A 21,719-nucleotide genomic window follows, 5' to 3' on the forward strand; every position below is an offset into this window, starting at 1 on the left:
GAAGAGCGTTCCGCTTCGGACCACGATACCGCGACGGGCCCCGGGACGCCACCGACAGGAGGCACCACATGCAGTACCGCACCCTCGGCCGGACCGGCATCCAGGTCAGTCCCCTCGCGCTCGGCGCCATGATGCTCGGCACCGACGGGAGCATCGGCAACGGCGACGAGCAGGACTCCGTCCGCATCGTCAACCGCGCGCTCGACGCCGGCATCAACCTCATCGACACCGCCGACCGCTACTCGCAGGGCGGCTCCGAGGTCCTGGTCGGCAAGGCGATCAAGGGCCGCCGCGACCAGGTCGTCCTCGCCACGAAGTTCAACGGCCCGATGGGCACCGACCCGAACCGGCGCGGGAACTCCCGGCGGTGGATCACCACCGCGGTCGAGGAGTCGCTCCGCCGGCTGCAGACCGACCACATCGACCTCTACCAGGCACACCGGCCGGACGACACGGTCGACCTCGAGGAGACGCTCTCGGCGCTCACGGACCTGGTCCGGAGCGGCAAGGTGCGGGCGATCGGCTCGTCGGACTTCCCGGCCTCGATGCAGGTCGAGGCGCAGTGGACCTCGGAGCGTCGGGGACTCGAGCGCTTCCGGTCCGAACAGCCGACCTACTCGATCCTCAACCGCGGCATCGAGCGCGAGGTCCTGCCGGTCGCGCAGCGGTACGGCATGGGCACCCTCGTGTGGAGCCCGCTCGCCGGCGGCATGCTGACCGGGCGCTTCCGGCGCGGGCAGGAGAGTGACCTGGCCCGGGTCGGCCTGTTCCGGCACAACCGCGACGAGCGGCGGATCGAGGCCGTCGAGCAGGTCGCCGCGCTGTCTGCGGACACGGGCATCCCGATGACGCACCTCGCGCTGTCCTTCGCGATCGCGCACCCCGGCGTGACGAGCGCGCTCATCGGGCCGCGGTCGATGGACCAGCTCGAGGACCTGCTCGCCGCCGCCGACGTCACGCTGACGGACGAGGTCCTCGACCGGATCGACGCGATCGTCCCGCCCGGGGCCGACGTCTCCCGCCTCGACCAGCAGTACGAGCCGCCGGCGCTCCTCCGCCCCGAGCTCCGCCGTCGCCCGCTGGCCGAGCGCCCGGCCGCCGTCTGACCCCGTCCCCCTCCGCAGAACGCAACGTCGGCGGTTCCTCGCAGCGCCATCCCGTTGCGAGGTGCCGCCGACGTCGCGTCTTGCGGGATCCCGCAAGAAGCGGCGGGACCGTGCCGACTTCTCCGGGGCCAGGCGCGGAGCCGGTCGGTCGGCTCGTAGTGTTCGGGACGACCGACGGCGACGGGCCGTCGACGCACGACCGCTCCGACACACCGAACACCGTGACCGCACCCTCGGTCGCGGACCCCGGCGTGGGCCCCGAAGCCCCGCCGGATGCGACCCTCCGGGGTCCGACCCATGTCGCCACAGCCGCCGACGCCCGTCTCGCGTTCCACCGGCGTCCCTGCCCGCGGCCCGCGAGTCTCTCCCGACCCGACTGGAGACCCGCATGTCCGCACCCACGGACGTCCGTCGCTCGCGCACGGACGCCAGCAAGCACGACGCCAGCAAGCACGACGCCAGCAAGCACGACGTCAGCAAGCACGCCGTCAGCACGCACGCCGCCGACCAGCACGCCGCCACCGTTGCGCCGCCGACCCCGGTGCCGGCCCGCCGCAGCGTCCCGCCGCAGTCACCCGACGTCCCGGCCCTGCTGCCCGGCAGCGACGTCGGCACGGCGCTCCCGCAGCAGCTCGTCACCCGCGACCGCGACCGAGCACGTCGTCGCCGCGCCTCCGTGCAGGTGCCGAACGTGCGCCCGCGCTCCGAGAGCCGCGCGCACAGCCCCGTCATGGTGCTCATCGTGCTCGTCGCCACGCTCGGCGTGATGGCGTACGCCGTGTTCCTGCTCGACCCCGCGAACCGCGGCGACTTCCTGCCCTACGGGCTCGTGATCGTGGCGGAGAGCGTGCTCGTCGGCCAGGCCCTGCTGTCGATGTGGACGATCCTGTCCGGTGGTGCCGACCCCCGCGACTTCGCCTTCCACCAGACGCAGGACACCCTGTTCGACCGCGACGCGATCAGCCACGACGGGCTCGCCGACCAGCCGCACCGCTGGCCGATGCACGTCCGCGGGCAGCAGGTCGAGGTCGACGTCTTCATCACGGTGTACGGCGAGGAGCTGTCGAAGATCGCCGCGACCGTGCAGGCCGCCGTGGCGATGCGCGGCGAGCACCGCACGTGGGTGCTCGACGACGGCCGGAGCGACGAGGTGCAGGCGCTCGCCGCCGAGCTCGGCGCCCGGTACGTCCGCCGCCTGTCCTCGCACGGGGCCAAGGCCGGCAACATCAACCACGCCCTGACGCTGGCGAAGGGCGACTACTACGCGGTGTTCGACGCCGACTTCGTGCCGGCACCGGACTTCCTGTTCGAGACCGTCCCGTTCTTCGCCGACGACTCGATCGCGTTCGTGCAGACGCCGCAGACCTACGGCAACCTGCACAACCTCGTCTCCCGCGGCGCCGGCTACATGCAGACGGTGTTCTACAAGTTCATCCAGCCCGGCCGGAACCGCTTCAACGCCGCGTTCTGCGTCGGCACGAACGTCATCTTCCGCCGCAGTGCGATCGACGACATCGGCGGGATGCACACCGACTCGAAGTCCGAGGACGTCTGGACCAGCCTGATGCTCCACGAGCGCGGCTGGAAGTCGGTCTTCATCCCGATGACCCTGGCCGTCGGCGACGCGCCGGAGACGATCGAGGGCTTCACCAAGCAGCAGCTGCGCTGGGCGACCGGTGGCTTCGAGATCCTGCTCACGCACTTCCCGTTCAACCCGAAGCACCGGCTGACGATGGACCAGCGCCTGCAGTACCTCGTCACCGCGAGCTTCTACCTGACGGGCATCGTCCCCGGGCTGCTGCTCCTCGTGCCGCCGCTCGAGATCTACTTCGACCTCCGCCCGATGAACCTGTCGATCGGCGCCGGCGAGTGGGTCCTGTTCTACCTCGGCTTCTACTTCACGCAGGTCCTGCTCGCGTTCTACGCCCTCGGGTCCTTCCGGTACGAGACGCTCCTGCTCGCCGCGGTGTCGTTCCCGATCTACGCGAGCGCGCTCTGGAACGTGCTGTGCGGCAAGGAGCAGGCGTGGCACGTGACCGGCGCCGGCCGTGGCAGGACCCCGTCGCCCTTCAACTTCATCGTGCCGCAGGTCCTCGTCTTCGTCTTCCTCACGCTGACGAGCGTGGTCGCCGTCTGGCGTGACCTCGGCAACGGGCAGCTGACGCTCGCCACCGCCTGGAACATCACGAACACGCTCGTCTTCGCCGCCTTCATCGTCGCGGCGTTCCGCGAGCAGGCCCGGAACCGCGTCGCCGACCGCACGCAGACCCCCGGCGAGGCGGTCCGCCCGGCGACCCCGCTGGCGCAGGCCCCGGCCAGCCCCGTCCGGACGACCGTCGTCCGGCCCGACACCCTCGAACCCCAGCGCGCCGCGATCGCCGGCGTCGCGATGCAGGACGGACACCGCGCATGACCTGGACCAACCGACTCCGACTGTTCGGCGGCCTCGTGGTCGTGCTCGTGATCGTCGCCGCCTGCACGCTCGTCTTCAACCAGCGCCAGAGCGCCGTCGCGAGCACCTCCGCCGCGATCGCCGCCCAGGAGTACGCCGTGGGCACCGACTACGGCGGAACGGTCACCGAGGAGTACGTCGAGGAGGGCGACTCGGTCACGAAGGGCGCGAAGCTCCTGCAGGTGCAGAGCCTGCAGCTCGCGCAGGACATCCGGAAGGGCGTCGTCGGCGCGGACACGCAGACGAGCGCCTACGACATCGGCGAGGACGGCCTCATCACCTTCAAGGCCGAGGTCTCCGGCACGGTCGCGAAGGTCGACGTGAAGACCGGCGGCTACGTGCAGGCCGGCTCCGAGTTGGGCACCATCCACAAGGAGGACAGCCTCTTCGTCACCTCGACCTTCACCGTCACCGCGCGCGACTACGGCCGCATCCGCAACGGTGCCCAGGTCGACCTGCGCCTGCCCGACGACCGCACCGTCCGCGGCACGGTGCAGAGCGTCAGCGTCGAGACGAGCGACGACGGCCGGGCGAAGACCACCGTCGACGTGCAGAGCCCCGAGCTGTCCGCCTCGCCGTCCTCCGGCATCACGAGCCCCGGCACCCCCGTCGACGCCACGCTGCACCTGCGTGACGACGGTGCGCTCGCCGGCGTCTCGGACATGGTCCGCGACTTCTCCCGGCAGATCGGGCTGTAGCCGGTGCGTCGCCCCCACCGGACCGCAGGCCGCCCTGCGGGCGCTCGTCGCGCCTCCCGTCCGCTCCTGCTCGTCCCCGTGCTGACCGCCGTCGCCCTGCTCGCCAGTGCGTGCACCGGGCCGGGAGGCGCGGATCACCAGGCCCCGTCGGCCGCCGCCTCCGACGCGGCCGCCACCACCGACGGGGCCGCCCAGGCGCGCGCGGTCGCCGCCCTGGGCGACGTCCCGTCGTCGACGGTCGGCGCGATGCGCCTGGCGGACGGGCTGACCCCGCCCACCAACCGCTGGTTCTCGGGACTCGTCTTCGGCGACGCCCCGCAGCCGGTGTTCCCCACGCCGATCTCGTGGCAGGTCACCGGCGGCGGCTTCGCCGCGGGGCTGCCCGACGTCACCGCCACCGAGAAGACGATCGCCGCCGGCGCGGTGCCGCAGGTCGGGTTCGACCTCGGTGCGACGAGCACGCTCGTGTCGGCGTACGACGCGGTCTCGGTGACCGTCGAGCACCGCGACGGCGACACGGTCCTCGGGCACTCGGTGGTCGCCGAGGGCTCGCCCCTCGTCACCTACACGGCCGCACGCGGCGAGACGATCACGGCCACCTCGCCGATGACCCCGACGGGCGACGACACGGCGACGCTGTCCGGCGGCGGCCGGACCTGGCAGGTCGTCGTCCGCGACGGGTCGCTCGACACCACCGGCGTCACACTTCGGCGGGGCGGCTCGGTGGTGCTGCTGCCGACGCCCGACGGCGCGTCGGCTGCGCAGGTCGCCACGCTCCGTGACGCCGCCCGGCCGCTCGGCGGGACCAACCTCGAACGCCGCGCGTCGGGTGGGTCGCAGCGCACGACGCTGTCGTACGACTTCGACGGCGGCGCCGGCGTGCTCGTCCCGCAGCCGGGGCAGGGCACGACGGGCCTCCGGTGCACCGGACTCCGGGTCGCGACGCTGACGGGCCCGGCGCCGGTGTGCACGGGGACCGCACTGCGCTTCGCCGTCGACACCGTGACGCCCTCGGACCGGCTGGACCTGTCCGGGCTGTCGTCCGGCGAACGCGACACCCTGGCGGCACAGGTCCGGGAGGACGCCGCGGGGGTCGATGCGTCGTCGTACGCCGCGGACACCTACGGCGGCGGCAAGGACCTGTACCGCGTCGCGACCCTGTACCGCCTGGCGGTGTCCCTCGGCCTCGACGACCAGGCCTCGGCGCTCCGGACCTCGATCGTCGGTGAGCTCGACCAGTGGTTCGACCCGTCCGGCTGCGGGGACCGCACCGCGCGGTGCTTCCTCGCCGACCCGACCGTCCACGGTCTCGTCGGGCAGCAGGCGTCCTTCGGGTCCGACGAGTTCAACGACCACCACTTCCACTACGGGTACCTCCTGTCGGCGGCCGCGATGGTGGCGGACGGCGACGAGGGGCTCGTGTCCCGGTGGCGGACCGTCGCCGACCTCGTGGCCGCGGACATCGCCTCGCCCACCGCGACCGAGTCGTTCCCGGCGCTCCGCGTGTACGACCCGTACGCGCAGCACTCGTGGGCGTCCGGGTACTCGCCCTTCGCCGACGGCAACAACCAGGAGTCGTCGTCCGAGGCGGTCTCGGCCTGGAACGGTGTCGCCCGCTGGGGTGCGGTGTCCGGCTCGTCGTCGCTCGAGTCGACCGGCACCTGGCTGCTGTCGAACGAGGCGGCCTCCGCACAGCGCGACGTGCTCGACCCGGACCTGTCGGCGTTCCCCGGGTTCACGCACCGCGTGGTCTCGCTGACCTGGGGCGGCAAGCGCGACCACGCCACCTGGTTCAGCGCGGCCGCGGCGGCCCCGGCGGGCATCGAGCTGATCCCGATGCCCGCGATGGCCGGCGAGTACGTCGGCGCCGGCGGGCAGCGGCAGATCCGGCGGGTGCTCGACGAGGCGGTTCCGGACGGTCGCTACGACGTGCAGTTCGGGGACTACCTGCTCATGTACCGGGCGCTCGGCGGGAAGGCCGAGGCGGCGGCGGCGCTGACGGCGGCGGAGCGGCTGCCGGACGCGGTGATCGACTCGGCGAACACCCGGTCGTACCTGCTGGCCTGGATCATGACCCGGGGGTAGACACCCCGTCCCACCTCTGCGAGAGTGGTCCTACCGGTGATCTTCCACATTTCACCGGCAGGACTGGAGGGGTCATGAGGAAGCACACTGCACGGAAGATCTCCGCCGCCATCGGCGGCATCGGCATCGTCGCGGGAGTCGTCATCGGGGTCGCGCCGGCGGACGCGGCAGAGCGGGGGATCCTCGGCGGCTGGAGCGAGCGTGACGGCACCACCGGTGAGGGCCGATCGCTGGGCGGGGAGGACCTGCGCGCGGGCCCGAACCACCGGGGGACGGCCGAGTCGACCACGATCGGCGGGACGTCGCACAAGCGCGCGCACGGCTGGACGACCTGGGCGGGTGTACGCCACTACACCACGGCGCAGCTCGAACACTACTGGCCGGCGAGCGGTGTGATCGCGACGTCCGGGCGGAAGTACGGCACCGGCGGAACCGAGGCGGTCTCGCCCTGGAAGGCGTTCAACCCGAACGCCCCGAGCAACGGCAACGGTCAGGCGCGGACCTACTACGGCCGGTGAGCAGGAGTCAGGCCTGCCTGGTGGCAGCGCTCGTCAGCATCGCGATGGTGCTCGTCGCCCTGCTCTCGGTGTTCTCGGCACGCAAGGACGTGCTGGTCGCCGAGGGAGCCGACCTCGCGACGTCGGAGAGCATCCTCGTCGACGCACGACTGCAGGACATCCTCGCGCACGCCGACCGGTTCGCGACGGGGACGCGGGTCTTCAAGGAGATCGATCCCGACACCCGCGTCGTCGCGTTCGTCTCCGGTGGCTGGACCGACGTGCCGCTGCATGCCGGGCGAGCCCTGACCGGCACCCCCGGTGAAGCACTGGTGGGCGCCGGTCGGGCTCGGGGGGAGACGACCATCGACGTCGCGGGACAGCGATCCGCGGTGGTCGGTCGTCTCGGCGTCCGAGCAGCGAGCCTGCTCGAGGAGCAGGCGGTCATCGTCCGGCCGACGCTGTTCGCCGACACCCCGGAGCGCCTGCGGGTGGACGGTCCGCAGGTCGCGCAGCGGTTCCGGTCGGTGTTCCCGGACCACTCGGTCGAGATCGTCGGGTCGGGTGCCGAGCGTCGGACGAACGTCGACGTCGTCACGCCGGTCCTGACGGCAGCAGGGTGGGGTGCCGCCGTCGTCGTCCTGATCGCAGCGGCCGTGGCTGCAGCGGCCGCGGAACAGCGGGTCCTGCGGGTCCGGAACCTCGTCGGTGCCGCTCCGTCCTCGCTCGTGGTCGGCGTGCTCCTGCGCTCGGTGACGGTCCTGGTCGTGTGTACGGCCGCGGCCTCGGTCACGAGCAGCGCCGTCGCGGGCTCGCTCTTCGTCCGCCCGGACGTCGCGCCGTGCCTCGGCGCGCTCGGGTGCGGCTTCCTGATGGCCGTGAGCGCTCTGCTGTTGACGGGACGCCGCCGGTGGAACTGATGCGGGACGTCCGGCGGACCGGCCCGTTGGTGCTCGCGAAGGTGGTGGTGCTGGTGCTCGTGTCGCTCTCGCTGTACGGCTTCGGCACCTTCGTGCAGTCCACCGCCCTCGCGGTCGACCGCCGTCTGTCCGATCGCGCGGACGTCGACCTCTACACGATCATCGACCGCTTCACCGGGGACCCCGACGGCTTCGAGCGGTTCCGTGCTTCCGAGGCCGACGTCGACCGGCTCGCTGCCTTCGTCGATGCCCTTGACGAGCAACAGGGCATCGAGCGCATCTCGGCGTACGACCAACCGCTCGTCCTGACGGACCCTCCGGCGGACGATCGGTTCGACGTCGGCTACGGCACGGAGTACACGCTGCGCGGGGAGTACCACGACGAACGCGGCAGGACCGTGCGGGACGTCAAGTCCGTGCAACTCGACGAGCAGGCATGGGACTTCGCCGGTCTCGAGGTGGCCGAGGGCACGGAACCGTCGTGGGACGCCGTCGACTACGGACGGTCCGTGCCCGTCGTCCTCGGCGCGGACTACGCGGGAAGGTACTCGATCGGAGACGAGCTCTCGGCGACCCTGCTCTTCCGCGAACTCCGTCTCGTGGTCACCGGTTTCCTCCGTCCCGACGCCGACATGTACTTCCGGGGCGACCTCGAGCACCACGTGGACGACGCCGTGCTGCTGCCCTACCCGGCCCGTCTCGCAGGCCTGGCGCGATCGGACCTGGAGTTCGCAGGTCTGCTGGGCTTCCAGGTGCTCAACGGCGATCTGGCGGTGGACCGTGACCTGACCGTCGACGACGTCCTCGCGATGCTCGGTGCCATCGGTGCTGCGACCGGGTTCACCGAGTACTCGCTGACCGGTGTCCCGACGTACGTCGTGCAGCTCGCGTCGGTCCGTCAGCTCGTGCAGGACAACCTGCAGCTCCTCGGCGCAGTCCTCGTCCTGATCGTCCTCGCCGGAGGGACGGCGTCGGCGTTCCTCGGCCGACTCGTCGCTGCTCGCCGTCTGCCGGTCTGGTCCGCGTACTGGGTCACCGGTCGCGACACCGCCGCACTGGCACGCATGTGGGCACCGCTCTGGCTCGCGGAACACGTCGTCGGGCTCGCCGGCTTCGCACTCGTCTGCTCGGCACTGCCAAACCGTCACGGCGTGCCCTTCCTCACCGTCCTCGCCTTCGGCTCCGTGTGGGCGGCCATCGACGTCGGCGCCCAGATCCGCGCCGTCGCGCGAGCGACCTCCCCACGATCAGGAGTCTCCGGGTGATCTCGCTCGACTCGATCTCGAAGTCCGTCCGCGAGCCGAACGGACGGGTGCGGTCGATCTTCGAGGACCTCCGGTTCACGCTGGCCGATGACGACCGCTCCGTGGCGGTGCTCGGCAGGAGTGGTTCGGGCAAGAGCACGCTCCTGCGCATCCTGAGCGGACTGGACCTCGAGTACAGCGGCGTGCACACGTTCGTCGGTAGCCGCCTGCCGAGACGTCGGGGCGACCTGGCGCGCTACCGCCGGGACCACATCGGTGTGGTCACTCAGTCGTACGACCTCCTGTCCGACCGGACGGCGCTCGCGAACGTCCAGCTCGGGTGTCCGCAGCGGTCCGGGTCTGCCGCCCTCGCACGACGTGCACTCGGGCTCGTCGGTGCCGGTCACCTCGCCTCCCGGCGGGCAGCACGGCTCTCGGGTGGCGAAGCGCAACGCGTTGCCATCGCCCGCGCCGTGGTGGGTCGACCGGCAGTGGTGCTGGCGGACGAACCGACGGGTGCCCTCGACGAGGAGACCGAGTTGGACGTCCTGCAGCTCTTCGACGACCTGCAGTCGACCGGCATGCGGTTCGTCATCGCGACGCACAGCTCGCGAGTGGCGGAGCGCTGCTCCCGACGAGTCCTCATCCGGGACCGACGACTCGTCGACCTGGCGTGAGGATGTGTGTCGATTCGCTTCCCGGACGCTCTGGGATGTTCCTCGGGCACCGCCGCCTACCGTGCACGGCATGACCACGCGAGCCAAGACCGCCACCGCGCTGCTCGGCGCTGCCACCCTCGCCCTGCTCCTGACGGCGTGCGACCCCGGGGGCGCGCAGAACATCGACCCGGTGGGCAAGGTCCCCGGCGACCAGGAGAAGTCGCAGTCCGCCGACTGCGCGGTCGCCTCGAGCAACGCCGTCGACGCCATCGGTACCGCGGTGGGCCCGCACGACACCACCGACATCGCGAGCGTGGCCGAGGGTGACGGCGGCTGGTACCTGGCGGCGTCCATCGTCCCGTCGGACAGCAAGGACGCGAACGACGACGAGCTCACGATCTGGGCCACCACGTCGGACCCGACCGCCGAGGACTTCGACGGCACGATCTACGCGGTGAACCAGACGGCGAAGGAGGCCACCGCGGACGAGTCGCAGTCGGCATCGCCGGCGCCGAGCTCGTTCAGCGCCGACTCCGACGCCGCCAAGCGCGCCGAGAGCTGCGCCGTCGAGGCCGCCGACCGCTGAGGCACCGCAGCCGCTGAGCCGCTGAGCCGCTGAGCGCTCATTGCCGGTCCGTCAGCTCTGGCAGCGCGGGCACCAGTAGGTGTCCCGCAGGGTGAGTTCGGAGTCGCCGAGCTCACCGCGCCGCACCGGCGTGCCGCAGCGGAGGCACGGCTTGCCCGCCCGGCCGTAGACCCAGAACCGCCGCCCCGGGCGGTCAACGCCCGTGGTCACGCGGTGGCTCCGGTCGCGGTTCGTCGTGATGAGCCGGCTGGCGAGCGCGATCACCCGCGCCGGGTCCTGCACCTGGCCGACCGGTCGCGTCGGCAGGACGCCGCGGAGGAAGCAGAGCTCGTTCCGGTAGACGTTGCCGAGGCCCGCGAGCACGCGCTGGTCGAGCAGGGCGAGCCCGATCGGCCGCTCGGGGTCGGCGGTCAGGTTGGCGAGTGCCACGTCGGCGTCCCAGTCGGGGCCGAGCAGGTCCGGCCCGAGGTGTCCGACGACCTCGGACTCCTGGTCGCGGGGGACGACCTCGAGCACCCCGAGTGTGAACCCGACAGTCGAGACGTCTGCCGCGTCGAGGACCACACGCGCCTGGTGGGTCGGCCGTCGCCAGCGCTCCCCGGGGGCGTAGACGTCCCACCGGCCCTCCATCTTGAGGTGCGAGTGCACCGTGAGGTCGCCGATGCGGTGCAGCAGGTGCTTCCCGCGCGGCACGACCTCGTCGACGGTGCGGCCGACCAGGTCGAGCGTCGCGAACGCGGGGACGCGGAAGTCCGACCGGGTCAGGACCTTGCCGGCCAGCGCCTCGTGCAGACGTCGGGCGGCGCGGAAGACGGTGTCACCCTCGGGCACGGCGCACCTCCGTCCGTCGTCGTGCGTCCCGCTCGTCCGGTCGGGAGGCCCTGGTCGCCTCAGACACGCAGCCGCAGTCCCTGCGGGGTCGCGGTGAACCCCGCCTCCCGCAGTGCCGACCCGAGTTGCGACTCGAGCACGAAGTCACCGTCCACCCGCTCGACCGCGAGCTTCCGGAGCCCGCTGCGCACGACACCGGCGATCGAACGCGCCGCCACCGCCAGGTCCGCCGGGTCGTCGGTGAAGGTCAGCACCGACTTGCCCCCGCGCTCGACGTAGACCGCGAGTCGCCCGTCCACCGTCGTGACGAGTGCACCGGCCTTCCGCCCCGGACGGTGGCCGCGGCCGGTCGTCGTGGTCGCCGCCGGTGCCGGGTCCGAACCGGGTTCGGCGTCCGGATCGGCCGGGGCGTCCTCGGACGGCCACGGCAGCGCGGCACCGTAGGGGTTCGCCGGGTCGGTCGCCGCGAGGGTCAGTGCCTGGCGCTCGCGGTCCGGGTCGGCGCGTTCGTCGTCCTCGAGGTCGCGGGCGTAGGTGCGGAGGCGGTCGATGGTCGGGCCGGTCGCGAACTGCGCCGCGCCGAGCCCCTCGACGAAGTACCCGCGTCGGGCTCGTCCGGACTCCTCGAAGCGGCTGAGGACGCGGTACACGCCGGCGAACCCGCCGCGGACGCCCTCGACCTGCACGGCGCCGCGGGTGACGACCCCGTAGCGCTCGAGCAGCTGTTCCGCGGTGGCGGCCGCACGCAGGGTCGAGTCGGACTCCGCCAGGGGCAGGATCGACCAGCGTCCGCCGACCGAGGGCGGCCCGGACTGGGACGGCAGCGTCGGGCGTCGACGACCGCGGTAGGCCCGTGCCCGCGGCGCGCTCGTGCTCTTCGCCCTGCCGCCGAGCATCGCCCGCAGCGGCGCGAAGGTGTCGTTCGTGATCTGCCCGTCCCAGACGAGGTCCCAGAGCGCGGTCGTCAGTGCCTGGTCGTCGGTGCTCCCGACGGCCTGGCCGAGCTGTCGGAAGAAGTACGCGCCGCCGCCGGCCAGGGCACCGAGCACGTCACGCTGGAGCTCGGTGGTCTCGTCGCCCGCCGGCTCGGCCAGCGTGGTCGCCGCGGACTCGGCGAGGTGCAGCCGCACCCAGCCGTCGTTGCCCGGCAGCGTGCCGCCGCCGGACCACAGGACCTCGCCCGTCGCCGTCAGCTCGTCGAGCATGCTCGTGGAGTAGTCGGTCACGCGCGACGGCAGCACGAGGGTCTCCCACGCGCTCGCGGGCAGGGCGACCCCGGCGAGCTGGTCGATGACCTGCAGCACGCCGTCGACGCCGCGCAGACCCCCGCGGGTGCCCGGCGCCTGGACGTGCTGCCATGCCGGCAGGAACCGGGCGAGGGCGTCCGGGGCGACCGGTTCGACCTCGTGCCGGAGCGCCGCGAGCGACTTCGTGCGGATGCGGCGCAGTACCTCGGCGTCGCACCACTCGGCGCCCTGGCGGTCCGGGCGGAACTCGCCCTCGACGACACGGCGGTCGGCGACGAGGCGCCGCAGGGTGTCCTGCACGACGGCGACACCGAGGCCGAGGCGCGTGGCGGCCTCCTGCGCGGAGAACGGGCCGTGCGATCGGGCGTACCGGCCGACCAGGTCGCCGAGCGGATCGGCGACGGGTTCGACGAAGGCGGTGGGGACGCCGATCGGCAGGGGGACGCCCAGGGCGTCCCGGAGGCGGGAGGCGTCCTCGATCACGGCCCACCGCGTGGTGCCGCCCTGCGAGAACGACAGCACGCGCCGGTCGCGCTCCAGCGTCTCGAGCGCGCTGCGCAGCGTGGTGGCGGCGGTCGCGCCGTCCGCGACGCCTGCGTCCTCCGCAGCGTCGGCACCGGCAGCATCGGCGCCACCTGCAGCGTCCCCCGCAACGGACGGGGCCAGCCAGCTCCGCTCGACGACCTCGGACAGCTCGAGGGCCCCGACGAGCCGCAGGACGTCGACGACGCCCTCGGCATCGCGCGCCCGTCGGTCCGGCGAGAGCCGCTGCAGGTCGCGCTCGACGGAGGCGATCACGGCGGGGTCGAGCAGCTCGCGGAGCTCCGCCCGGCCGAGGAGCTCCCCGAGCAGGGTCGAGTCGAGCGACAGGGCGGCGGCCCGCCGCTCGGCGAGGGGCGAGTCGCCCTCGTACATGAACGCGGCGACGTACCCGAACAGGATCGACCGCGCGAACGGCGACGGCTGCTCGGTCTCGCGCTCGACCAGGCGGATGCGCCGCTCGGCGATCTGGTCCGAGATGTCGAGGAGTGCCGGCACGTCGTAGACGTCCTTGAGCACCTCGCGCACGGTCTCGAGCACGATCGGGAACGTCGGGTACTTCCGGGCGACCTCGAGCAGCTGCGACGCCCGCTGGCGCTGCTGCCAGAGCGGGGAGCGCTGTCCGGGGTTCCGGCGCGGCAGGAGGAGCGCCCGCGCCGCGCACTCGCGGAAGCGTGCGGCGAACAGCGCCGAGCCCCCGACCTCGTCGGTGACGAGGGCCTCGAGGTCGTCGCGCTCGAACACGAACAGGTCGGCTCCGGGCGGCTCGGCGTCGGTCTCCGGGATCCGGACGACGATGCCGTCGTCCGCCGCCATGGCGTCGCCGTCGATGCCGTGTCGCTCGCGCAGGCGCGCACCGACCGCCAGGGCCCAGGGCGCGTGCACCTGCATGCCGTAGGGCGAGTGCAGGATGAGCCGCCAGTCGCCGAGTTCGTCGCGGAAGCGCTCGACCACGAGCGTCGTGTCGTTCGGCACGTGTCCGGTCGCCGCGCGCTGGTCGCGGAGGAAGGTCAGCAGGTTCGTCACGGCGCGGTCGTCGAGGCCGGCGGTGGCCACGCGGACCCGCGCGTCGTCGTCGGAGGCGGCGTCGACCTCGCGCACGAAGGCGCCGGTCGCGCGGCCGAGCTCGGCGGGCCGACCGATGCCGTCGCCCTTCCAGAACGGCACGCGTCCGGGCTGCCCGAACGCCGGGCTGACGATCACGCGGTCGTGCGTGATCTCCTCGATCCGCCAGCTCGTGGCGCCGAGGGCGAAGACGTCGCCGACGCGGGACTCGTAGACCATCTCCTCGTCGAGCTCGCCGACGCGGGACGCCTTCTCGCCGACCATGAACACGCCGAACATGCCGCGGTCGGGGATCGTGCCACCGCTCGTCACCGCGAGTCGCTGGGCGCCGGGACGACCGGTCAGGGTGCCGTGCACGCGGTCCCACACCAGGCGCGGGCGGAGCTCGGCGAACTCGTCGCTCGGGTAGCGACCGGTCACCAGGTCGAGCGTCGCCTCGAACGCCGAGCGGGGCAGGGAGCTGAACGGGGCGCTGCGGCGGACCAGGTCGAACCAGTGCTCGACGTCGACGGTGTCGATCGCCCCGGCCGCGACGGTGTGCTGCGCGAGGACGTCGAGCGGGTTGGCGGGCACCGAGATCGACTCGATCTGCCCCGACACCATGCGCTCGACCGTCACCGCGCTGTTCACGAGGTCGGCGCGGTGCTTCGGGAAGAGCACCCCGCGGGAGATCTCGCCCACCTGGTGCCCGGCGCGCCCGACGCGCTGCAGGCCGCTGGCGACCGACGGCGGGGCCTCGACCTGCACGACGAGGTCGACCTCGCCCATGTCGATGCCGAGTTCGAGCGAGCTCGTCGCCACCACGCAGCGGAGCCGTCCGGACTTCAGGTCGTCCTCGATGATCGCGCGCTGGTCCTTCGACACGGAACCGTGGTGCGCCCGGGCGAGGACCGGCACGGCGGGGTCGGACCCGCCGCCCTCGGTCTGCCCGGACTGCCCGATCAGCTGCGCCGGCGGGCGCTTCGGCTGGGCGACCGGTGCGTGCGCGGAGGCGCGCCCCGGGGACTGCGTGACCGGGGCCCCACCGGCGGCCACCGCGACGGGGGTCTCCGCGGCCGCGAGCACCCGTTCCTCGTGGATCTCGTTGAGCCGGGCGGTCAGGCGTTCGGCCAGCCGCCGGGAGTTCGCGAACACGATCGTCGAGCGGTGCTCCTCGATGAGGTCGACCACCCGTTCCTCGACGTGGGGCCAGATCGACCCGTTCGTCGGCGACTCGGTCGCGTCGGCCCCGACGGGCGGGGCGCCGAGCTCGGTCATGTCGTCCACCGGCACGACGACCCGCAGGTCGAACGTCTTCTGCGCCGGCGGCGCGATGATCGTGACCGGTGCGCGGCCGCCGAGGAAGCGCGCGACCTCCTCCGCCGGACGCACCGTCGCGGACAGGCCGATGCGCTGCACGGGCTTCTCGAGCAGGTCGTCGAGCCGCTCGAGCGAGACGGCGAGGTGCGCGCCGCGCTTCGACGACGCGACGGCGTGCACCTCGTCCACGATGACGGTGTCGACGTTGACCAGGGTCTCGCGCGCGCTCGACGTGAGCATCAGGTACAGCGACTCGGGCGTCGTGATGAGGATGTCCGGCGGCTGGCGGAGCAGGCGCTGCCGGTCGGACGAGGGCGTGTCACCGCTCCGGACGCCCACCGTGACCTCGGGTGGCTCGGTGCCGAGCCGGCGGGCGGTCTGCGTGATGCCGACGAGCGGGCTGCGCAGGTTGCGCTCGACGTCCACGCCGAGCGCCTTGAGCGGGGAGACGTAGAGCACGCGGGTGCGCTGCTTGGCGGGCGGACGGTCCGTCGCGCTGATGAGCCTGTCGATCGACCAGAGGAACGACGCGAGCGTCTTGCCCGACCCGGTCGGCGCGATGACCAGGGCGTGCTGCCCGGTGGAGACCGCGTCCCAGGCGCCGGCCTGCGCGGCGGTCGGTGCGGGGAACGCGCCGCGGAACCACTCCGCGGTCGCGGGGGAGAAGCGCTCGAGGACGTCCGTCATGGTCCGTCCCATCCTGCCCGCCGCCACCGACAGCAGACCGAGTGCGACCGACCGCTTGACAAGCCGATCGGTAGCGATCTATCGTTACTGCATCGCGATACGAACGGAACGGATCGCGAGCCCACTTCACCACCGACAGGAAGGAGTCATCATGCGCCCCTCGTACGATGACCTCGACAGCACCACGCCCCGCCGCGGCCAGCGCGGCTCCGGTCCGCGCGGCCCCCGCTTCGGCGGCGCGCGGCAGCACCACGGCCACGGCTTCCCCGGCCGCGACCGCGGTGACCACGACCACGGCGGACGGGGCGGCTTCGGCCCCGGACGCGGCTTCGGCCCGGGCTTCGGTCCCGGGTTCGGCGGCGGCCCCGGCTTCGGCCGCGAGCGTCGCCGTCGCGGCGACGTCCGCCTCGCGATCCTCGGCCTCCTCGCCGAGGGGCCGCAGAACGGCTACGCCGTGATCAAGACCATCGCCGAGCGCACCGGCGGCGCCTGGAAGCCGAGCCCCGGCTCGGTCTACCCGACGTTCCAGCAGCTCGTCGACGAGGACCTCGTCGTCTCGACCGGTGACGGCCGCAAGACGCTCTTCGAACTCACCGACGCCGGCCGGGCCGAGGCCGAGGCGAAGGCGGCGGAGATCACCGCCGCGTTCGACGCCGCACCGGGCATGCCCGACACGCAGCGCGAGTTCGTCGAGGCCCTCCGCAAGACCATGGGCGTGCTGCACGTCTACCGGTCGAACGCGGACGACGAGCAGACGAAGGCCGCGACCGCGAAGATCGACCAGCTCCGCAAGGACCTGCTGCAGATCCTCGCCGACTAGCGGCACGCGTCTCGACGCACCGACCGACGGACGGGAGGCGCGTGGCGGGCCCGCCACGCGCCTCCCGTCCGTCGTCCGGTCACCTGGTCGACTGCTCCGTCGCGACGAACGCGGCCACGTCGGCGAGCTCCTCGGCCGACACCGCGTGCGGCAGTCCCGCGTACGACCGGTCGGTCACGTCCGTGTGCGCGGCGGCCCAGGCCTGCGTGCGGGCGGTGGCCTCGGGCGGGATCACCGGGTCGAGGTCGCCGTGCCCGAGGAACACCCGCGGGCGGACGGCGGCGACGGCCTCGTCGCGCGCGTCGGTCACGCCCGGCACGACGAACCCCGACAGGGACACCGCGAACGCGAAGTCCTCCGGCCGGGCGCGGAGGAGCTGCAGCGCCATCGACCCGCCCTGCGAGAACCCGAGCAGGCCCACCCGGGTGTGCTCCGCGGCGACGGCGTCGATCCAGTCGAGGACCTCGTCCACCGCGGCGTCGACCGGTCCGAGCGCCGGCGAGCCCGGTGTCCCGAGCGGGTACCAGGAGTACCCCGGTCCCCACGGCATCGGTGCGCGGAGCGAGGCGACCGTCCACGCGGGCGGCAGCGCCGGGGCCAGTCCGAGCAGGTCCCGCTCGTTCGACCCCACCCCGTGCAGGGCGACGAGCAGCGGTGTGCCGGCCCGCTCGTCGGCCGATCGGGTCCACTGCACGACGTCCGCATCGATCATGTGCACGACGCTAGCCGTCCACGGTGACCGCGCCGTGCGTCGAACTCGCCGCGGTGCCTGGTAGACACGGTGCATGGCCTCGCTGCGCACCCCCGACCCCGACTCCGGCTGGCTGTCCGACGAGGAACTGGCGAACATCCGCCGTCGGCTGCCCATCTGCTACGTCGAGGCACTCCCCGTCCGCACCGACGGCCTCGGCGTCGTGACCGAGGTCGGCGTGCTGCTCCGGGTGTCCCCGAGCGGTTCGATCGCCCGGACGCTCGTCTCCGGGCGGGTGATGTTCGGCGAGTCGATCCGGACGGCGCTCTTCCGGCACCTCGAGAAGGACCTCGGCCCGATGGCCTTCCCGCAGCTGCCCTCGAGCCCGACGCCGTTCACGGTGGCGGAGTACTTCCCGCTGCCCGGCGCCTCGGTCTACACCGACGAGCGGCAGCACGCGATCTCGCTGGCGTACGTCGTCCCGGTCACCGGGACGTGCGAGCCGCGGCAGGACGCCCTCGAGCTCACGTGGATGAGCCCGATGGAGGCGGCCTCCGACGCCGTCGCCGAGGAGATGGAGGGTGGTCGCGGCACCCTGCTCCGCGCCGGCCTCGCCTCGGTCGGCGCCCTGCACTAGCCACCACCGCACGCACGACGAAGCCCCCGGATCCGATCGGATCCGGGGGCTTCGCAGCGCGGTCGTGGACCGGCTTCAGTGCTTCTCGTCGCGGAGGCTGTCGGCGACGCCGTGCGCCGCGTCCTTCACGTCGTCGACGCCCTGCTTGGCAGACGCCTTGGCCTGGTCGGTCTGACCCTCGGCCTTCAGCTTGTCGTTGCCGGTCAGGTTGCCGATGCCTTCCTTGAGCTTCCCGCCGAGCTTCTCGCCGGTGTGGTTCTCTTCGCTGCCAGCCATACGGTCTCCTTCCAACGACGGACGATTCCCCGTCGGCCACTCGCGCGGCCTTCGGTGAACCAGAACGTACGCGTCCGGAGTCGCGCTGCGCGCAGCGACCGTCCAGGTTCGGATCCCGGCGTGGAGCGCGACCTCAGTGGCGGTCGGCCGCCCCCGCCGGACGGGAGGCGCGACGCGAGCCGCCGCGACGACCGCCGCCGGACTCGGAGCCGGCACCACGACCCGCCGCGTAGCCGCCCTCGGACGACCACACCGGAGCGGACCCACCGCGCACGACGTCGCTCGACGCCCGGCGGCTGCCGCCCGAACGGCGCTGACCGCCGGCAGCGGCACCGCCCGCCGACGCACCACGGGCCGAACCGCCGCGGGAACCGGCAGCGCCGGCGCCCTCGGTGACCGGACGACCACCGCGACCGCCGCCGTTCCGACCCGAGCCGCGACCGGCCGAGGCGGTCTCGGGGGCCTGTGCCGCGCCTCCCGACCGTCCGCCGCGACCACGGCGACGACCGCTGCCCGCGGTCTCGGAGCGGGACGACTCGGCCGCACGCGGCTGGCGCTGGCGCTGCTGCTGGACCGGGGCCTCCTCGACGTGGCGGATCGGGGCGACCTCGCCGACCAGCGTCGTGACGGCGGGCGAGGTCGCGGTGACCTGCTGCGGCGTGACCTTGATCGCGGCCGCACGCATCATCTGCGCGACGTCGCGGCGCTCGGCCGGCATCGTGACGGTGACGACGTCACCCGAGGAGCCTGCGCGGGCGGTGCGACCCGAGCGGTGCAGGTACGCCTTGTGCTCGGTCGGCGGGTCGACGTGCACGACGAGCTCGACGTGGTCGACGTGCACGCCACGGGCGGCGACGTCGGTCGCGACGAGCACGAGGGCCTCGCCGGAGGAGAACTTCGCCAGGTTCCGCTCACGGGCGCCCTGCGACAGGTTGCCCTGCAGGTCGACCGCGGGGATGCCCTGCGAGCTGAGCTGCTTGGCAAGGCGCTTCGCGTGGTGCTTCGTGCGCATGAACATGATGCGACGACCGGTGCCCGAGGCGAGCACGCGGACGAGGTCCTTCTTCGCGTCGGCGTCGGCGACCTCGAACAGGTGGTGGGTCATCGCCTCGACGGGGCTGGTCTCGTCGTCGACGGAGTGCATCACCGGGCTGTGCAGGAACTTCTTGACGAGCTTGTCCACGCCGTTGTCGAGCGTCGCGGAGAAGAGCAGACGCTGCCCCTGCTCGGGCGTCGCCTGCATGATCTTCGTCACGCCGGGCAGGAAGCCCATGTCGGCCATGTGGTCGGCCTCGTCGAGGACGGTGACCTCGATGTCGCCGAGGTGCACGTGGCCCTGCTGCATGAGGTCGGCGAGGCGACCCGGGCAGGCTACGACCACGTCGACGCCGGCGCGCAGGGCGTCGACCTGACGGCCCTGGCCGACACCACCGAAGATCGTGGTGGTGTTCAGGCCCATCGACTTCGCGAGCGGCGCGAGGGTCGCGTCGATCTGCGTCGCGAGCTCACGCGTCGGGGCGAGCACGAGCGCGCGGGGGCGGCCGGCACGACGGGGGCGGCGGCTCGCGGCGAGGCGGGCGGCCAGCGGGATCGCGAACGCGATCGTCTTGCCGGAGCCGGTGCGGCCGCGACCGAGCACGTCCTTGCCCTGCAGGGAGTCGGGGAGCGTGTCGGCCTGGATCGGGAAGGCGGTCTCCTTGCCCTGCTGGGCGAGGACCTGGGCCATCGGCGCGGGGACGCCGAGATCGGTGAAACGGATGTCCTGGTTGGTCATGGTGACCTTTCGAGCCGGCTCGTGCCGGCCGTGGGCGCGCTGGCATGTGGCGCGCGGGCGGGAACCCCGCGTCAGCAGAGGCTGACGCGGTCGCCGCAGCAGAGAGCCTGGCACCGGGATGTCGGTGCGCGATCATCGACCGGATGAGGGTCGGGAGTCGGGGGCGTCCGTACGACGCACGAGGCGATCGGCGCCTCGAGTACCTCCAGCATAGCGTGCGGGTGCCGGATCCGGGCCGGACCGTTCGCCGAGCGCGTGCGATGATCCCGTGGTGCACACCCGATCCGTCCTGCTGACCGCCGCGGTCGCCCTGGTCGCCGTGCTCGGCAGCACGGGCTGCGCGGCCGGTGCCGCCCCCGCCACCGCGCCCACCGCACCGGCGGCGTCGTACGCGAACCTGCCGACGTCGGGCCGTCCGGACTACCAGCTCGGCGGCGGGTACACCCCGGCTCGGGGCGTCACGATCGTCGAGCGCGACAGCACCGACCGGCCGGCCTCCGGGACGTACGGCATCTGCTACGTCAACGGCTTCCAGACGCAGCCGGGCACGCTGGCCGACTGGCAGCGCGCAGCACCGTCGGCGCTCCTCCGCGACGCGGCGGGGAAGACCGTGTCGGACCCGGGCTGGCCGGACGAGGTGCTCCTCGACACCCGGACGGCGGCGAAGCGGACGGCGATCACGAAGGTCCTGACCAGGTCGGTCGCCCGGTGTGCCGACCGGGGGTTCGACGCGGTCGAGTTCGACAACCTCGACTCGTGGACGCGCTCCGGGAAGCGGCTGACCCGGTCCGGGAACCTCGCGCTCGCCGCGTCGCTTGTCCGGGTCGGGCACGCGCACGGGCTCGCCGTCGGGCAGAAGAACACGCCGCAGCTCGGGACGGCCGGGCGGCAGACGACGGGCTTCGACTTCGTCGTCGCCGAGGAGTGCGTGCAGTACCAGGAGTGCTCGGCCTACACGGAGGTCTACGGGAAGCGCGTGATCGACATCGAGTACGCGGACACCCTCGACCGCCCGTGGTCGTCGGTGTGCGCGCTGCGGGACCGTCCGGCGATGACGATCCTGCGGGACCGCGACCTGGTCACCCCGTCGGACGACGCGTACGTCTCGGAACACTGCTGAGCGCTCGCCGCGGTGGTGTCGTGACGGCGGTCGGCCGGGAGGCCCCGCTCGTCTCCGCCACCCGCATCGCGTGACGGGGCGGTCACCTCGAACCGGGTGGTCGCCTCAGGCGGGCCAGGCCTCGCGCAGGGCTGCCGCGGCCTGGTCGGCGGAGAGCCCCGCCTCCTTCGCCGCGGCCACCAGTGCGCGTGCGGCGTCGGCGACGGCGTCCGGCACCGCGGCGGGCCGGACCACCCGGGTCCCGGCGCCGCGTGCGGTGTGCACGAGTCCGGTCTCCTCGAGCAGCTGGTAGGCCTTCGCGACCGTCCCGGCAGCCAGGCCGAGCTCCTCGGCGAGGGCCCGCACGCTCGGCAGGCGCTCCCCGTCCACCAGGTAGCCGGCCGCGATCTGCGCGGCGATCTGCGAGCGGACCTGCTCGAAGGGCGGCACTCGACCGCCCACGTCGAGGGCCACGAGTCCCGTCATGCGCTCCACCGTTGCGTCCT

The 21,719-nt window shown here is 73.0% G+C and carries 18 protein-coding genes; 12 read left to right on the forward strand and 6 right to left on the reverse strand.

What is annotated here, in order from left to right; all coding sequences use genetic code 11:
- Positions 1–68: 68 nt before the first annotated feature.
- The 9 genes from AB0N84_RS01995 to AB0N84_RS02035 all read left to right on the forward strand — a co-directional run bounded on the left by AB0N84_RS01995 (position 69) and on the right by AB0N84_RS02035 (position 10,247).
- Entirely contained in the window at positions 69–1,106 is a 1,038-nt protein-coding gene (locus AB0N84_RS01995) for an aldo/keto reductase (protein ID WP_363543440.1), read from the forward strand.
- 388 nt (positions 1,107–1,494) lie between these two features.
- Positions 1,495–3,519: a cellulose synthase catalytic subunit gene (locus AB0N84_RS02000; protein ID WP_363543442.1), complete on the forward strand. Its 2,025-nt coding sequence runs from the start codon at positions 1,495–1,497 to the stop codon at positions 3,517–3,519.
- Entirely contained in the window at positions 3,516–4,256 is a 741-nt protein-coding gene (locus AB0N84_RS02005; RefSeq protein WP_069712756.1) for an HlyD family efflux transporter periplasmic adaptor subunit, read from the forward strand. Before AB0N84_RS02000 ends, AB0N84_RS02005 begins: the two co-directional genes overlap by 4 nt.
- 78 nt (positions 4,257–4,334) lie before the next feature.
- Positions 4,335–6,341 carry a glycosyl hydrolase gene (locus AB0N84_RS02010; RefSeq protein WP_363543445.1) on the forward strand — a complete coding sequence of 669 codons (2,007 nt, stop codon included), beginning with the start codon at positions 4,335–4,337 and terminating at the stop codon, positions 6,339–6,341.
- Positions 6,342–6,415: 74 nt separating this feature from the next.
- Positions 6,416–6,859 (forward strand): hypothetical protein, encoded by a 444-nt coding sequence (locus AB0N84_RS02015; protein ID WP_182045334.1) that lies wholly within the window; start codon positions 6,416–6,418, stop codon positions 6,857–6,859.
- A gap of 20 nt (positions 6,860–6,879) precedes the next feature.
- Positions 6,880–7,758 carry a hypothetical protein gene (locus AB0N84_RS02020; protein ID WP_363543447.1) on the forward strand — a complete coding sequence of 293 codons (879 nt, stop codon included), beginning with the start codon at positions 6,880–6,882 and terminating at the stop codon, positions 7,756–7,758.
- A complete protein-coding gene (locus AB0N84_RS02025) occupies positions 7,758–9,023 on the forward strand; it encodes a hypothetical protein (protein WP_363543449.1) in 1,266 nt (421 codons plus the stop codon). Before AB0N84_RS02020 ends, AB0N84_RS02025 begins: the two co-directional genes overlap by 1 nt.
- Positions 9,020–9,679: an ATP-binding cassette domain-containing protein gene (locus AB0N84_RS02030; RefSeq protein ID WP_182045337.1), complete on the forward strand. Its 660-nt coding sequence runs from the start codon at positions 9,020–9,022 to the stop codon at positions 9,677–9,679. Before AB0N84_RS02025 ends, AB0N84_RS02030 begins: the two co-directional genes overlap by 4 nt.
- A gap of 70 nt (positions 9,680–9,749) precedes the next feature.
- Positions 9,750–10,247 carry a hypothetical protein gene (locus AB0N84_RS02035; RefSeq protein WP_069712761.1) on the forward strand — a complete coding sequence of 166 codons (498 nt, stop codon included), beginning with the start codon at positions 9,750–9,752 and terminating at the stop codon, positions 10,245–10,247.
- Between the two features lie 51 nt (positions 10,248–10,298).
- Here AB0N84_RS02035 and AB0N84_RS02040 read toward each other — a convergent pair whose 3' ends face one another.
- On the reverse strand, positions 10,299–11,078 hold the full coding sequence (locus tag AB0N84_RS02040; RefSeq protein ID WP_182045338.1) for an Fpg/Nei family DNA glycosylase: 780 nt from the start codon (positions 11,076–11,078) through the stop codon (positions 10,299–10,301).
- A gap of 59 nt (positions 11,079–11,137) precedes the next feature.
- Complete coding sequence (locus AB0N84_RS02045; protein ID WP_363543452.1) at positions 11,138–15,916, reverse strand: DEAD/DEAH box helicase; 4,779 nt, start codon at positions 15,914–15,916, stop codon at positions 11,138–11,140.
- A gap of 151 nt (positions 15,917–16,067) precedes the next feature.
- Between AB0N84_RS02045 and AB0N84_RS02050 the strand changes: the two genes are divergently transcribed.
- Positions 16,068–16,736: a PadR family transcriptional regulator gene (locus AB0N84_RS02050; RefSeq protein ID WP_363543454.1), complete on the forward strand. Its 669-nt coding sequence runs from the start codon at positions 16,068–16,070 to the stop codon at positions 16,734–16,736.
- Between the two features lie 79 nt (positions 16,737–16,815).
- Here AB0N84_RS02050 and AB0N84_RS02055 read toward each other — a convergent pair whose 3' ends face one another.
- Positions 16,816–17,448 carry an alpha/beta hydrolase-fold protein gene (locus tag AB0N84_RS02055; RefSeq protein WP_363543456.1) on the reverse strand — a complete coding sequence of 211 codons (633 nt, stop codon included), beginning with the start codon at positions 17,446–17,448 and terminating at the stop codon, positions 16,816–16,818.
- Positions 17,449–17,521: 73 nt separating this feature from the next.
- Between AB0N84_RS02055 and AB0N84_RS02060 the strand changes: the two genes are divergently transcribed.
- Positions 17,522–18,064, forward strand: coding sequence for an NUDIX hydrolase family protein (locus tag AB0N84_RS02060; protein ID WP_182045354.1), 543 nt, complete (start codon positions 17,522–17,524; stop codon positions 18,062–18,064).
- A 75-nt stretch (positions 18,065–18,139) separates the two neighbouring features.
- Here AB0N84_RS02060 and AB0N84_RS02065 read toward each other — a convergent pair whose 3' ends face one another.
- Positions 18,140–18,340 carry a CsbD family protein gene (locus tag AB0N84_RS02065; RefSeq protein ID WP_069712767.1) on the reverse strand — a complete coding sequence of 67 codons (201 nt, stop codon included), beginning with the start codon at positions 18,338–18,340 and terminating at the stop codon, positions 18,140–18,142.
- A gap of 133 nt (positions 18,341–18,473) precedes the next feature.
- Positions 18,474–20,114 carry a DEAD/DEAH box helicase gene (locus tag AB0N84_RS02070; RefSeq protein WP_069712768.1) on the reverse strand — a complete coding sequence of 547 codons (1,641 nt, stop codon included), beginning with the start codon at positions 20,112–20,114 and terminating at the stop codon, positions 18,474–18,476.
- A gap of 271 nt (positions 20,115–20,385) precedes the next feature.
- Between AB0N84_RS02070 and AB0N84_RS02075 the strand changes: the two genes are divergently transcribed.
- Positions 20,386–21,234, forward strand: coding sequence for an endo alpha-1,4 polygalactosaminidase (locus tag AB0N84_RS02075; RefSeq protein ID WP_363543459.1), 849 nt, complete (start codon positions 20,386–20,388; stop codon positions 21,232–21,234).
- Positions 21,235–21,339: 105 nt separating this feature from the next.
- On the opposite strand, the gene AB0N84_RS02080 is transcribed toward AB0N84_RS02075, so the two are convergent.
- On the reverse strand, positions 21,340–21,699 hold the full coding sequence (locus AB0N84_RS02080) for a GntR family transcriptional regulator (protein ID WP_069712872.1): 360 nt from the start codon (positions 21,697–21,699) through the stop codon (positions 21,340–21,342).
- Positions 21,700–21,719 lie beyond the last annotated feature (20 nt).

Origin of the sequence: Curtobacterium sp. NPDC089185, assembly GCF_040685235.1 — a bacterium.
GTDB classification, from domain to species: Bacteria; Actinomycetota; Actinomycetes; order Actinomycetales; family Microbacteriaceae; genus Curtobacterium; species Curtobacterium citri.

Bases quoted from the DNA above. Each gene is read 5' to 3' on its own strand.
- AB0N84_RS01995 (WP_363543440.1), top strand. From the start codon at position 69: ATGCAGTACCGCACCCTCGGCCGGACCGGCATCCAGGTCAGTCCCCTC.
- AB0N84_RS02000 (WP_363543442.1), top strand. From the start codon at position 1,495: ATGTCCGCACCCACGGACGTCCGTCGCTCGCGCACGGACGCCAGCAAG.
- AB0N84_RS02005 (WP_069712756.1), top strand. From the start codon at position 3,516: ATGACCTGGACCAACCGACTCCGACTGTTCGGCGGCCTCGTGGTCGTG.
- AB0N84_RS02015 (WP_182045334.1), top strand. From the start codon at position 6,416: ATGAGGAAGCACACTGCACGGAAGATCTCCGCCGCCATCGGCGGCATC.
- AB0N84_RS02025 (WP_363543449.1), top strand. From the start codon at position 7,758: ATGCGGGACGTCCGGCGGACCGGCCCGTTGGTGCTCGCGAAGGTGGTG.
- AB0N84_RS02035 (WP_069712761.1), top strand. From the start codon at position 9,750: ATGACCACGCGAGCCAAGACCGCCACCGCGCTGCTCGGCGCTGCCACC.
- AB0N84_RS02045 (WP_363543452.1), bottom strand. From the start codon at position 15,916: ATGACGGACGTCCTCGAGCGCTTCTCCCCCGCGACCGCGGAGTGGTTC.
- AB0N84_RS02050 (WP_363543454.1), top strand. From the start codon at position 16,068: ATGCGCCCCTCGTACGATGACCTCGACAGCACCACGCCCCGCCGCGGC.
- AB0N84_RS02055 (WP_363543456.1), bottom strand. From the start codon at position 17,448: ATGATCGATGCGGACGTCGTGCAGTGGACCCGATCGGCCGACGAGCGG.
- AB0N84_RS02060 (WP_182045354.1), top strand. From the start codon at position 17,522: ATGGCCTCGCTGCGCACCCCCGACCCCGACTCCGGCTGGCTGTCCGAC.
- AB0N84_RS02065 (WP_069712767.1), bottom strand. From the start codon at position 18,340: ATGGCTGGCAGCGAAGAGAACCACACCGGCGAGAAGCTCGGCGGGAAG.
- AB0N84_RS02070 (WP_069712768.1), bottom strand. From the start codon at position 20,114: ATGACCAACCAGGACATCCGTTTCACCGATCTCGGCGTCCCCGCGCCG.
- AB0N84_RS02080 (WP_069712872.1), bottom strand. From the start codon at position 21,699: ATGACGGGACTCGTGGCCCTCGACGTGGGCGGTCGAGTGCCGCCCTTC.